10 protein-coding genes are annotated in these 13,400 nt (G+C 47.3%); all 10 read left to right on the forward strand.

The features are described 5' to 3' along the window. Positions 1–175: 175 nt before the first annotated feature. The 10 genes from D328_RS0106755 (at position 176) to D328_RS0106805 (ending at position 13,389) form a co-directional block, all read left to right on the forward strand. Positions 176–2,809, forward strand: coding sequence for a PBP1A family penicillin-binding protein (locus D328_RS0106755; RefSeq protein WP_018884214.1), 2,634 nt, complete (start codon positions 176–178; stop codon positions 2,807–2,809). A gap of 312 nt (positions 2,810–3,121) precedes the next feature. Beyond that, positions 3,122–3,358, forward strand: a complete 237-nt coding sequence (locus D328_RS0106760; RefSeq protein WP_018884215.1) for a hypothetical protein — start codon at positions 3,122–3,124, stop codon at positions 3,356–3,358. Between the two features lie 748 nt (positions 3,359–4,106). Then, positions 4,107–4,433, forward strand: coding sequence for a hypothetical protein (locus D328_RS0106770; RefSeq protein WP_018884217.1), 327 nt, complete (start codon positions 4,107–4,109; stop codon positions 4,431–4,433). Between the two features lie 90 nt (positions 4,434–4,523). Continuing rightward, a complete protein-coding gene (locus tag D328_RS0106775; protein WP_018884218.1) occupies positions 4,524–4,976 on the forward strand; it encodes a hypothetical protein in 453 nt (150 codons plus the stop codon). Between the two features lie 13 nt (positions 4,977–4,989). Beyond that, complete coding sequence (locus D328_RS0106780) at positions 4,990–6,048, forward strand: hypothetical protein (RefSeq protein ID WP_018884219.1); 1,059 nt, start codon at positions 4,990–4,992, stop codon at positions 6,046–6,048. Positions 6,049–6,244: 196 nt separating this feature from the next. Then, positions 6,245–6,703, forward strand: a complete 459-nt coding sequence (locus D328_RS0106785; RefSeq protein ID WP_018884220.1) for a hypothetical protein — start codon at positions 6,245–6,247, stop codon at positions 6,701–6,703. A gap of 101 nt (positions 6,704–6,804) precedes the next feature. Then, complete coding sequence (locus D328_RS0106790) at positions 6,805–7,032, forward strand: hypothetical protein (protein ID WP_018884221.1); 228 nt, start codon at positions 6,805–6,807, stop codon at positions 7,030–7,032. Positions 7,033–7,099: 67 nt separating this feature from the next. Beyond that, positions 7,100–11,407, forward strand: coding sequence for a hypothetical protein (locus D328_RS30180; RefSeq protein ID WP_018884222.1), 4,308 nt, complete (start codon positions 7,100–7,102; stop codon positions 11,405–11,407). A 319-nt stretch (positions 11,408–11,726) separates the two neighbouring features. Beyond that, positions 11,727–12,347: an S-layer homology domain-containing protein gene (locus D328_RS0106800; protein WP_018884223.1), complete on the forward strand. Its 621-nt coding sequence runs from the start codon at positions 11,727–11,729 to the stop codon at positions 12,345–12,347. A 1-nt stretch (position 12,348) separates the two neighbouring features. Then, positions 12,349–13,389 (forward strand): hypothetical protein, encoded by a 1,041-nt coding sequence (locus tag D328_RS0106805; RefSeq protein ID WP_018884224.1) that lies wholly within the window; start codon positions 12,349–12,351, stop codon positions 13,387–13,389. Positions 13,390–13,400 lie beyond the last annotated feature (11 nt).

A 13,400-nucleotide genomic window follows, 5' to 3' on the forward strand; every position in this document is an offset into this window, starting at 1 on the left:
GGTCATTTCTGAAACTTTCTAGCTTCACATTGCGTTTAAAAGAATAACAATGAATCCGGAGCAACCTGAAACAAGGTTGTTCTTTTCATTCGGAAGTCATTGTCTGTGCTAATCGACATGGATTGGAGCAGCAGAGAGAGAGACATATTTTGTATAGCGAAAGGGAGTCAGGGTAATGTCAAATGATTCATTGTCCAGATCCGGAAATCGCAACAGACCCAGAACACCTGCCAACCCGAAGCCGAAGGCTAAGAAAAAGAAGATTACAGGCAAACGTGTGATGTGGACGCTGTTTTTTACAACAGCCTTTGCGGTATTCTGTGCACTGGCCGGATATCTGTTTTTGACCGTAAATGGGGAGAAGCTATACCAGGCTAACCTGGACAAAGTCACGGTGAATCCACCTACGGAGATCTACGATCGAAACGGTAAGCTGATGACAGAGCTATCATACGAAAAAAGTGATCCCGTCGAGGGGGATGAGATACCTCAGCTATTGAAGGATGCGTTCGTAGCTACTGAAGATAAACGATTTTATGAGCATCAGGGCGTCGATATTTGGGCCATCGGCCGTGCGGCCGTGCGGGACGTTGTGGCAAGAGCTGCGGTAGAGGGTGGTAGTACGATCACGCAGCAACTCGCCAAGAACCTGTTCCTGACCCGGGACAAAACCTTTTTCCGTAAAGCAACCGAGGTCTCCATTGCGATGGCACTGGAACGGGACATGGAGAAGGATCAAATTCTGACTCTGTACCTGAACCGGATCTTCTTCGGTCATCAGCGGGTAGGTATCAAGGCAGCATCGGAGTACTACTTCGGTAAGAGCGACCTCAATCAGCTGGAGCTGTGGGAGATGGCGACATTGGCCGCAATGCCAAAAGGACCATCCAAATACAATCCATTGTCGAATCCGCAAGAATCCAAGGATCGCAGAGCTGTCGTGCTTACATTGATGCAGGAGCAAGGCTATATCACCAAGGAGCAGATGGATGAGGCCAAGGCTGTAGATTATGCATACGAGCCTCCAGCAAGAGAGCAGAAATACCAGCCTTTCATTGAATATGCTCTGGACGAGGCAGAGGATGTGACGGGGCTTACCCGTGATGATCTGACTGTCGGTGGATACAAAATCTATACGACGATGGATGCCCAGGCGCAGACCGCGCTGGAAAAGGCCTTCAAGGACGATGATTTGTTCGAGAAGAGCAGGGACGAGCAGCCTGTACAGGGCTCCATGGTTATTATGAATAATCAGAACGGTTCTCTGGCTGCCATTCTAGGGGGGCGTGACTATCAGCGTGGTAATCTGAATCGGGCTACAAGTGTGCGCAGACAGCCTGGTTCGGCACTGAAGCCGATTGTCTCCTATGCACCTGCACTGGAGACAGGCAAGTTCAATTCCAACTCCCTGCTGAACAATGAGAAGCAGTGCTTCGGTAACTATTGTCCGAAGAACCTTCATGGATACTCGCCAACTGTAGGTATGAAGGAAGCCATTACCAAATCGGAAAATATTCCAGCGGTATGGCTGTTGAATGAAATTGGTGTGAACACAGGCTATACGTTCGCCCAGAAGCTGGGGATTCAAATGGGCGAAAATGATAAGACCTTGGCCATCGCCTTGGGCGGTATGGAGAAAGGGACCAACACCCTCGAAATGGCGCAGGCGTACAGCGCATTTGCCAATAAGGGGAAATATCAGCCCGCTTATGCTATTAAGGAAATACGGGATAGCTCTGACTCTGTGCGCTATAAGCATGAATCGAGCCTGACCGAGGTCATGTCTCCAGCAACGGCTTACTACATGACTGAGATGATGCAGGATGTCGTGAATACAGGCACAGGCAGAAGAGCTAAGATTGATTGGCCAGTTGCAGGTAAGACGGGTACAACTCAAAGTGGCATTTCGGGCAATAGCGGCAACCGGGATGTATGGTTTGTCGGCTACACACCTGAATACACGGGAGCTGTGTGGATGGGGTATGATCAACCTGACCGTAACCATATGCTGAAGAACAGTAGTGGTCTGACAGCCCAGTTCTTCGGTCGTGTCATGAGCGAGGCGCTCAAAGGTCATCCAGTGACTTCCTTTGAGAAGCCGGATGGACTGGAGCCGCCGGAACCCGTGGTAGAAGAGCCGCTGGTGTCCCCGGTTAGCGGACTTGCGGCAGATTATCGCCCTGAGACACAAATTGTCAACCTGTCTTGGAATTCGTCCGAGACGGAGCAGGTACAATACCGTGTCTACCGGAAGGCTGAGACCGAATCGGATTTCCGGGGGATTATTGAGGGATTGTCAGTTACCAATACAGAGGATATTGATGTACCTGAGGGTATGACCTTTGATTACTATGTCGTCGCTTACGATGCGCAAGGCAATGAGTCTGATCCGTCCAATACGGTTCGTGTTCAGATTACAGCTGCCGAACCACCTGCACAGGAGCAGCCTGGCGATCTCGAACCGGACCCTGAGAACCCTATTCCAGGTGATGGGACACAGCCTGGTAACCCGGAGTGGCCGGGAGTGCCTGAGGACCCGAATAACGGAGACGGAACTGGCGTAGAGCAGCCAGGGGGTACGAATGGGAATGATCCCGTGACTCCTGGTTCCGATAGCGAGGTTCCAAGTGATCAGCAAGAGATTCCTCCAGTAGATCCGGGGAGCACGAATCCATCCAATGAGCCTGTTCAGGGGACTCCGGATGCAACGATCAATCCCGGGCTAGAGAATAGCGGCAATCACGGAAATGGTAATGGTAACGGAAGAAGTAACGGAAATGGGAATCAGGGGAATGGCTTCGGGGGCTAAGTTGCCGAGCGATTTTTGATCATATTCACTGAGTTCAGTTTCTTCAGTCCGTGTGGAGCAAAATAAGAAGTGATGAAAAGACCATAGATATTAAATCAACGCACAGAGCCTGTCTTCCTCACCGGAGATGGGCTCTGTTTTTTTGAAGATAACTGAGTGTAGAGGCTTTCAGCAGAGCTGAACAATTCGATTAGCGCAAGAAAAAAAGACTGAAAACTTAAAAGGCTTAAGAAAGGCAGCATCTTTTTCGGGGGATTAAACGACTATCAAACTGGGGGTGTACCCGCAAACATACCAAGGGAGAGATATAACATGCTAGATAACCTGTTTGAAATGCTTGATGAGGTGTATGGGAAGGCAACTTTATTTATGGGGCTTGCTTTCAAATTCGAGACCGGAATAGCCATTATCGACAAGCACTCCGGCCAAGGTGTGACAGATGGATTCATTATAGACTGGGTAAGCTTCGGGGACATTGAGCAGTATGTATCTGTAATTTGCAAGGATATGGATGAGTTGAAAGAGGTAATTCGAGAATTTGCCTTGTGACATGCAGGGCTTTTTTTAGATTTTAGATAGATACCTCGATAGATATTTCCTTATATATCAGATTCTATCGGTCCGAGCTGTTTATGCCATCCTCTCCCATGTCTAATAGACGTTCTATCCTTTGAAAAAGGTGTGTAGCACTTATGAAGGCTTGATCGGGGTGAAAATTGCTTATATTGATCATTGGGGTGAGCGTATTGAAATGTCATTGCGGAAGATTCATAACACAGCAGGCAAAATTTCTGGCTAACGTATACAAGGCTGAGGGTGGCAGGTGTATTCACTGTCTGTCTGATGTGCTCAGTGTTCCCTATCAGGAACTTATGGATAGATACATGGGAATATACGAGTGTCGTCCTTGTGCTCAAGATAACAAGAAAGCTGAACTCCGAAGAAAGCTCTTGGGACTTGGAGGATAACAGATGACATTGATCAGAAAGCAGAACAGATCATGAGTGACCTTGTAAAGTGTGTCAAGTGCGGTTTTCGCTACGTGACGGATAAGGCGAGAGAAAACTACCAGGCAGAGGAACTTAAGGGGGAGCCCTTGCTTTGTCTTCATTGTATCGGTGAAATGACAGGCAAAGTCATGAACAAATTTGGCTATTTGGTGTATCCGGAGGAAGTGGAGCTATCCAATACAAGAGCACAGATTATACCCAAATCCACACTTGCAGGATGCAGGCCATGTATGAAAAAAAGAGGATTCATTTGAACAACTATCAACGAAAGAGGATGGATGAAGAGTATGAGGGTAGAAAAAGAAACTAAGAAAACATTAGCTGATCAAGATGAACCTGTTACCGTAGAAGAGCTGAATGGAGAGATTATATCAGAGTTTGTACAACAGCTTTCCTCCTACGGTCAATTCATCTACAACACGCGCAATGAAGGTGTCACTCTAGTTGTTGAGAATCTGGGCTATGGTGACGTCTATGTTAGCACGAACCCGGAAGTAAAGGTTGGAGTCGAAGAGCAGCGTCTGTTGATGAAAGAGCAGAAAGCATTCAAAGTAGACCGTGTGTTCTTTACTGCAGCCAGTGAGCCTGTGGTGCAGATCCTTGAAATATTGTGAAGTACCAGTGACTGTACACAATCCGGTTAAAGCTGTCCCTCTTGCGTCTTATATTGAGTTACGAAGCCGTCAGCAGAGGATGTGATACGCATGGCTAAGATTAGCATCTCTGACGTATACGACATCATCCATGCTAATCTTCGGGAAGACCCGGAGATTCTGGAGATGCTTGGATTAGAAGGGGATGCTTCGCCTCAAAAACTGGCTGTTAGGATTCAGAAACGAAGGAATCCAAAAGAGCTGGAAGCAGACAATCTGCCTCTCATCTCGTTTTTTAAAATTCCGGGAGAGCGCGGGAAAAGCTATCTTGAGTACAGGTTCAGCGTCGTTTTTATCGTCCACACTCAGGATGATGTGGGGCTGGCTGTTCGGATCGCCGACAGAATCACAGAACTCTTTGATGACAGGTTCATGAGAGGGTTGAAGCAAGTCAGCTTTTTCGGGCAATACATTACGAGTGCAGAGGATGTATCTAACCCTGGAAAAGGCTACAAGTATTTTACCCAAATTGGTTTTACCATTGGGATAGATGAGGATGAATAAGGAGGTCTTTTTAATGGCAAACACCAAGAATAAAAAAATGATTATCAAGGGTGCCGGCAAATTCATGGCTAAAATTCCGAATTGTGATGACCTGGTTACAATCGGTACCTTGAATAACATGCGTCTGGATGTCCAGCTTGATATGCAGGATATCGAGGGAGGCGACTCCAGCGTAGCGCTCGATACATTACTGCGCAAGAAGACGATCGATGTCACCGCTGAATCGGCCAAATTCGATCTGAATCTTGTTCGTCTGGTCCTCGGCTCCAAGCTACGTGAAGGTGTCTCGGGTGCGGCATTCAATATGGTTACAGAAACGGTTGTAGTCCCTTCAAGTTCACCTTACCAGGTTGAATTATCGCAGCTACCAATCACCACCCCAGCTCCTAAGGCTTATGAAAACCGAGTGGGCGGCAATGATGTGACTGCTAGCGTATCCATCACGGGAAAAGATAAAACGGTCATTTTTGATATGGCTCTTGCCGGTGCTACGGTTGTGATTGTGTATGCTGTCGCTCTGCCAGGTGTAACACCGGACCCTGACGGCTTTGTATGGGTGCTGGAAGAGAAGCACACCATTACGCAAAAGGGAAGTAGCTTCGAGGTCGACCTGGTTTATGCTTCTTCACTGCATAGTGAGCCGCAAATTTCTGTCCGCACACTGAATGGAAACAAGCTGCTGAAGAAGACGGCGAGCGCTTCTCCTGGCGAGGACCAATATGTTGTTGAAGGCGGCAAACTGAAGTTTAACTCTGCGTTGAAGGACGTAAACATCTACGTGAACTACAAGCGTAACGAAGTGGTAGACGTTCTCGATATTACCACGCAGGATATGCCACTGACTGTACATGTCGTGCATGATGGACAATTCGAGCAAAAAGACGGCACTATTCAAGGCTACCAGACCGAGTTGTTCCAATGCCGCGTGAAGTCTAACTTTACTCTGGATGCGCAACGCCAGCAGGCTTCTACACACTCGGTGACCCTGACGGTGATCGATCCTGAGCGTCCTGATGGAAAACTTGGAAGCATTAAACGTTACGAGGTAGCGAGCACAGGAACCGTGTGCTAATTGATGAAAAAACAAGTACTATCTTGAATAGAAAAAACCCTCCATGGAGGGTTTTTTCTTCTGTACAGCCTCTTCTGTTACATAACCAATAGATTTACTTAGAATGAGTTACGAGTTGACTGACAGGATGTCCCCCGCCTGTTGGTCGCCCTCGTTTCACTGCAATTGGGGGAAACACCTAAAGGGGGCTATTTTCATGAATGAAAGAGATTTGGTTATTCCTAGAGCAAATGACGAAACGATTCAGCCTGAAGAAGCCGGGCAGGGAGAAGCTGCTTCTACAGTACAGGAAAATCCTCCAATGACTCAGGCAGAAGCAGATCAACGTGAGAAGGTCTACTTTGAAGAGGATGAGAAGGTTCGTCTTAGAGACGGTTTTACTTATTCCATTCCACCTCTGGGACTGAAAGACGCTCGTCAGCTGATCCAGAAACTGAACACGATTGATTCTGGCGTCATTATTGCTAACTTGATTCCCGAAGGTGAGGAAGAGGAAGACCGTTTCGACGAATTAATGGAGATTTTACATATGGCCTTCAAGCCATATTACAAACATATCACAGTGGAGTACCTCGAAGAATTTATAGACCTGGATACGGCTAAGACGATCATCGACTGCATGATCGGGTTGAATGGCTTAAAAAAGTCACTGTAACCACTTCGAAGGAAGAAGAGGAATATGACAGTCAACCGCCAGTAGACTGGGCGAATATCTTCTTCAAGCTCGCGCATTACTGCAACTTTAAGAAGCAGGATGTGTGGGATTTAACCCTTCCGCAGCTAGGTTACTATCTCGAGCAGTGCAATGAGCACATCCAGTTCACAGTCAAAATATCAACGATGTCACTTGGCGGTCTTGGATTGTTTAGTGGAGGCGTTGCTGCTGACGAACAAGGTGAAGTCGTAAAAGCCGATGGAACATATGTGGATGGATACAAAGTCGCTGACCAGGGAGATATGGACTTCCTCGCAAGTCTGCTGTGATCCGAGACTCCTGTCTGCTCCAGAATGGAGGGGCGGGAGTTTTATTATAATCAAGGTGGTGACAGTCTTGGACAATATTCAGACCGGATTACTTTCGGGCTTTAAACAATCCATAGCCAGCATCAAGAAATTTGGAGAGGAGCTTGAAGGCTTGGATAGCCGTTTTGGGCGGCTTGACCAGCGCGTTCAGGCAATGCAGTCCTCTCTTGGCGCGTTGGATTCTCAAATGATTGAGCGTAGGGACGAGATAGAAAACATTATCAAAGCCATTAATGATGTTAAGATACTTCCTTCGGAGAAGCTGAAGCGTTATTTGGTTGAGCAGATCAATCTCATGAATAAAAAGATCATTGATAAGGTAAGAGAGCAGATTAACCTGCAGGTACAGTCCATCATGCAAGAGGTCAGCACGGGCCAGGTGGGCCCTCTAAATCTGACCAGGAATGGGCTCATACCAAATGTAAAAAGCTCAACGAATAGTGGAGACCCTGGAGCGAAGAGCGGCGGCGTCAGCGGGTCAGGCAGTGTCTCAAGCAGTAGTGATCAGGGGGCTGCAAGCAGCAGTAAAAGATCCGGGCTGACGGATGCAGTTATCAAGTCCTTCGGTGGTATGTTGGGCAAAAATTCAGATATTCCGGTACAACTGCTCTCCAATGCTGTCGATACCTTCAAGACAGTTCAGAATGAGCAGATCAAGATGATGCAGACAATGATGATGAAAAACCATGCCCTAAGCACAAAGCCCAAGGATAATGTGTCCGATGCGGGTAAAACAATGGCTACAACAGCGGACATCCCGGACATTCAGAAGTTTGTCAGACAGCAATCCATCTATTATGGCACGGATTACGGGACGCTGACAAAGGTGGCTGGTATTGGTGTTCAGCAGTTCGATGACCCTACGGAAATCAAGAAATTTGTCCAGCTTGCTGCTCAGCTTCAGACCCTTGAACCGGGTAGTGATATCATCAAAATCGCTAGCGGGCTTGGATCTGTTATATCGCAGTTTGATCTGGCACTGGCAGACGTGCAGGAGAAGGTAGCACAGCCTCTAGCGGCAGTAACCGAAATTACTCGTACTCCATCAACTAAGATCATAGAGGAAATGAGACGTTTTGACGCTGCGAATAAGGGTGGCAATATGGATCCGGATACAGCGATTGTTATGGCGGCCACCTCAATCAAGTCTGCGGCGACCGAAGGTGTAGATATCAATACATTCTACAACAATGCTCTGAAAAGTTTGCAATCCGATCATGCGCTGAGCCGTCTGGCCAAGCTTGGAGTGGACCCCTACAAGGCAGATGACATTACTGGTGCGAAAACACTTCGCCCTACAAATGAGCTGTTCACAGAGGTAGCAAGAGCTCTGACTCGTATGGACTCCTCCACTCGAAGCGACACGTACCGGGATCTGTTCGGATCAGAACAGATATCCAAAGAGGCGGGGAGCATGTCCCGCATCATGAACAATTTCGTAGAGACAATGAACAAGGTGGATCAGTTTAATCAAGGGCAGTATGAGAATACGATCAAAGCCTCTCTAGATAATCCTATGGTTAATGCGAATCGGGCGCACACAAGTATTAGCGTAGCGTTGGATGCACTTACCCAGGAATTCACTCCGGCCATTAATAAAGTGTCTTATATGCTGATGAATATGGCTGGCGGAATAGAGAAGAATGCGGCAATCCTGGCTGACCTCGGTGGAATATTTGCAACAATGCTTACAGGCTTAATGGCGTGGCGTGGAATCAAGTGGGTGGGAAATAAACCTGGCGTGAATCTTCTTGAAAATGTAGAAACGCAGCGAACTCGAACTGGATTTATTAATTCTGTCGGCGGCTTACGTACAGATGGGCTGTTGTCAAGTGCTTTCGGAAATCTGAGTCGCCAACAGGTTGGGGAGATGCAGAAAAATCCTCTTCTTGAAGGTTACATTCGCAAGTTGGATGGTATGACCGAGGAGCAAAGGAATCATTTCAAAGCTTATTTGTCCGATAAGCGGATTGATGTTAAAGATTTACCGACGCTCTTCACTGCGATGGACGAAGCTCCGAATTGGGAAAAAAGGCCCGACTTAACTAATGTGGAGAAATACTCGCGAATCAGACAGTACAATAATCGTCTATCCACACGCCCGGAAGTGGCAAGTGCCCTTAGTTCTGGTTTCCTCGGTACACTAAATAGTAGTACAGCTAGTATGGGTGCATTTAACAGCCATCGAACGAATGCGGAATACAGTAACGTATCAGACCGGATGAGCCGCATGACTCAGAAAGAGTTTGCTGGTTTTGAGAACAGCTTGGTGGAGCGCCAGCGTAACGGACTTCCGCCGATCCATGACATCACTTCACTCTCAAGAGCACTCGATCACTACAGCAATAGTATACGGGAGTCGGAATCCGCGGCACGAAGGGCTACACCAACCTACGGCAGCCTTTCTAATGCGATCCGTTCGCTGAACTCTAGCACATCCAGTGCAGGTGGTATTCGCGAGAGATTCAGAAATTTCTTGAAAGATATCCCGAATTTAGCACGTGGGGCAGGCAGCTCTATTGTAGGGCTTACCAAGAACATCGCCAAAATGGGAGTGCAGATGGCTGCTATGTATGCGCTTGGGAAGGTTGTACAAGGAGTTACCGAAGGCATGACAACGACTGAGAGTGAAAAAAAACTCGCAGCTGCAGAGGGCAGGGAGAAGCAAAGCACCTATACTGCCAATATGTTAGAGGAAATGAGTGGAGGTGGTCTGCAGCCTCTTCTTAATCCAGCCTATTGGGGTGGTGTAGTCCGTGGCATGCTCGGGAGCGCAGGGAATGGCATTAGTAAATTTTTTGGTGGTAACGGTGATGATGTTGGTGTTGGTAAATTGATGGATGATTTTAAATCTATGTCAGCGTACTACGGTTACAATGGTACAGCCCCGGATATGGCAAAGTGGCTCAAGGAAACAAAAGGTTTGACGATGGAGCAGGCAGTAAACCAGTGGTACGAAAATTCTGGGGAAGCCAAGAAGAACGAACAAATGAGACAAGAGGGCATCAACGAGCAATATAAGCAAGCCCAATTGAAAGCTGCAGAGGAGAATAGTCTCCAAGAGAATGCTAAAAAAGAATATGAGAAGCAATATAAAGAGGGGCAGCTTAACTCTTCTAGCATCAATTCGAATGACCTCAGTCAACGTATTGATAGCGAGCTGACAAAGGTAAAGGAGGAGCACTCACAAAAGATTTCGGACGCACTCATGGGTGGGTTGTCTTCTTATGATCCCAAATACATTGAAATGCGTAAAGCACAGGTGGAAGCGGAACGCCAAGTTCTTGAGGATGAGCTAGCGATTATTGATAGCTACATTAACAGGGCTAAGAAGATCCTTGAAACTGCTGATCCTAACTCGGAAGAATACAAGAATGCGCAGAAAACGCTTGAAAATATGAAGTCTGTCCGGGATGAGGTAAAGGAGAAGGGCGAAAAAGTAATCAAGAATGACAACAATGAGGTCATTCTTGAGAAGTATCAGAAGCAGACAGGTGCCTCTGACATGAGAATGCAGCGTATTGAGCTCATGTCGCAGGCGAAGGAGCTTGAGGCTTCCTATTACATGGATACTCAGTCCAAAGAATATTACGATGCTATGAAGAGCATCACGCAGAACAAGATATCGCAAATGCAGGCAGAGCTGGAGAACCTGAAGGCTATCGAGGTACAGGGTGAACAGACTGAGGAGCATGCGACGAAGATACTGCAAACGCAGAACAACATTGCACAGGAGCGGGTTAATCTCAAGCAATTACGACTGGATTCCATCACACTGGGAAGACAACGCATCTCGGATAATATGTCTGATCGTGAAAATGAGCTTCTTGCTCTTCAAGTTCGATCAGGGATTACAGATGAGAGCTCCCCGATTCTGCGTAACAAGCGGATTGCGAACTACAAGTCGGAAATTTCGGATATCAACGAGCTAATCTCCCAGCATCAATCCAATTTGAAAACAGCCGGTGCGGGAGAGGCAGTGAAAATTCAACAGGAAATCCGGGACTTGCAGAAGCAGTCCTTACAGGCCCAATTAGGAATCTTGCAGGAGGTTAAGACGGGGGCTGGCACGTTTAATATGCCACAGGGCGTGACGGCCATGTCGCGATATGAATATTTGACCCGTAATGGTACACACACGTCAACTACGGTAGGAATGGGCGATGTGACGGTCAATATTACTTTGCCTAACGTCACTAGCGCAACCTCGGCAGAGCAATTGCAGCAGATCGGAGCTGGTCTAGGACAAGGGCTGGCGCAAGGACGTGTGGGTGGTATTCGACAGCAACTGGGCGGAAATCCGCAAACAGGCTACCGCAGTCGGTACGGCAGATAAACTAAATTCGAAGCTCCCCGCCTTATAGTGCGAGTTCAAAAAGTCAGGTTTTCAGCACCGAAGCCTATGCTTCCGAAGTGCGTTTTTTCAAAACGCTGGAGTTGAATGAAGCTAGGGACTGAGGAGTGAAGCGTACGTGGGGTACGAGAGCACCTGAAATGTTTCCGTAGGAAACATGCTTCGGAAGCATCCGCTTAGGCCCGGCTGAATTCAAGATTTGATGTCGAGTCCGCTTCCTGACTTCCTTCGTGATCAAAAGATGACTTTTTGAAGAGCCTCTTATAATGAGGTGGGGATTCTTTTTAAGGAGGTTATACCCATGACCCAACAGAATGTCATCTTGAATGAAGACTCTATATATAAGAAGAAGCTGTTCTACGATAACGGAATCGGGTATCAGCAGATTCAGGCAAAATTGATAACGGAATACAAGCCCCCAACACCGACCATGAAATCACAGGTCAATCAAACAATATCTTCTTCTGCGGGCATGATCCAGGCGGGGACCTCCCACTACACGGCCACGATAACCCTGCTGTTCTACTCCAAGAAGGAGTATGCGGATTGGCTGCAGTTCATTGGATCTCAACATAAATATTACGACGAAAAAGGAACCGTCTACGTTGGTGTTGTAGTTGGGGAGCCGGACATTAAGAATGCAGAGATGGAGACAAAGTACATTATCACCATCGAGCTGGCTCTGATCCGTAAGCAGGATTTTGAGTACAGGTATATGACGAACTTCCTCGATATTGATGACCACTGGGCCAAGGATTATATCAATGAGATGCAGCAGATGGGGCTCGTTGCGACGAACTGGTCTTCTGACGGCAGCAATGTGGACTACTTCAGACCCAATGACCCCATCACCCGCTCGGAGTCCGTGACCCTGCTGATGAGATCTTATCGTTACATCGACAAGCTATTGAGGGGGTATTAAGGTGGAGCGCTGGATTGATGTAGACCCACTGGACTGGTTCTACCGGGATACACTGGAGATGACAAGACTAAAAACAAACCTGAACGGTGACGAAGTCCTTGCAGGCAAGACTTATAACGTATTTGCGGCGGGGCACGAAAGAATAGTCAGAAGGTTTATTACAACCGAGGGCCAGCTGGAATTCCTGCTACCTGGCTACACCTATGATGCTAACGACCCCGTATATGTGATCGTCAATGGAGTAGAGGTTCTCCCGGAAAAGGTAGAGAACGGCAAAGTAACCATGTCCAATCCGTTGTCTGCAGGTATTGAGGTTGTATGTGTTGCGTACGGTATTCCGGATATCAAGCGTATTGGCTGCGTGGAGTCACCATACGAGGGTTGTTCAGACAGGGTACATCCCTGGGCAGACCTCAAATATAAGTCAACGTATTTCTTCAGCATGAATCACAAGCCGGAAACATGCACGGTGCTTGGCAAAAAACTGAAAAGGATCACAGTGAAAATTAATCCGGGAGACAATGTTGAGGACAAAATTGAGGCTGTCATTGGAGACAGGAAGGATGCCTTCACCATTTACAAAGGGCGAGTCTATCTCCCTTATATGTACAAGGATTTTCCTGCGAAGATCGGATACAATGCCGTTATTAACAGAACCAGGAAGCATACATCGGAGACTGTCGTGGTTCAGTCAAGGTGTGTAAGGTACAATGACAGGTTTTTTCCAGGGGTCCGCCTACTTCGCGGTGAATTCTTTGCATTGATGGGCAGATTGCTGGAAAATATCCACAATCGGTTCACGGATAGAACTTTCCAGATCAATCCTCATCCGACGAGACACGTAGCCGACAGAGCTTCATGGGAGAAGAGGTGGTATGGAGGTCTTGTCCTATCCATGCTGAATGAAAAATTTGCTGACGGATGCTACGTGTTCCCGTTGTATAAGGATGAGAGGTTTGAGGCGGAGGAGTGCATGACAAGAGCTGAAGCCGTTACCTATTTGAACCGATTCATTGAATGGGTTACGGAAGTATATAGATAAGGCGGGTGTAT

Origin of the sequence: Paenibacillus massiliensis 2301065 = DSM 16942, assembly GCF_000377505.1 — a bacterium.
Classification (GTDB): domain Bacteria; phylum Bacillota; class Bacilli; order Paenibacillales; family Paenibacillaceae; genus Paenibacillus; species Paenibacillus massiliensis.

Coding starts and splice junctions, on each gene's coding strand:
- D328_RS0106785 (WP_018884220.1), top strand. CDS start 6,245: ATGAATGAAAGAGATTTGGTTATTCCTAGAGCAAATGACGAAACGATT.
- D328_RS0106800 (WP_018884223.1), top strand. CDS start 11,727: ATGACCCAACAGAATGTCATCTTGAATGAAGACTCTATATATAAGAAG.
- D328_RS0106760 (WP_018884215.1), top strand. CDS start 3,122: ATGCTAGATAACCTGTTTGAAATGCTTGATGAGGTGTATGGGAAGGCA.
- D328_RS0106755 (WP_018884214.1), top strand. CDS start 176: ATGTCAAATGATTCATTGTCCAGATCCGGAAATCGCAACAGACCCAGA.
- D328_RS0106775 (WP_018884218.1), top strand. CDS start 4,524: ATGGCTAAGATTAGCATCTCTGACGTATACGACATCATCCATGCTAAT.
- D328_RS0106770 (WP_018884217.1), top strand. CDS start 4,107: ATGAGGGTAGAAAAAGAAACTAAGAAAACATTAGCTGATCAAGATGAA.
- D328_RS0106780 (WP_018884219.1), top strand. CDS start 4,990: ATGGCAAACACCAAGAATAAAAAAATGATTATCAAGGGTGCCGGCAAA.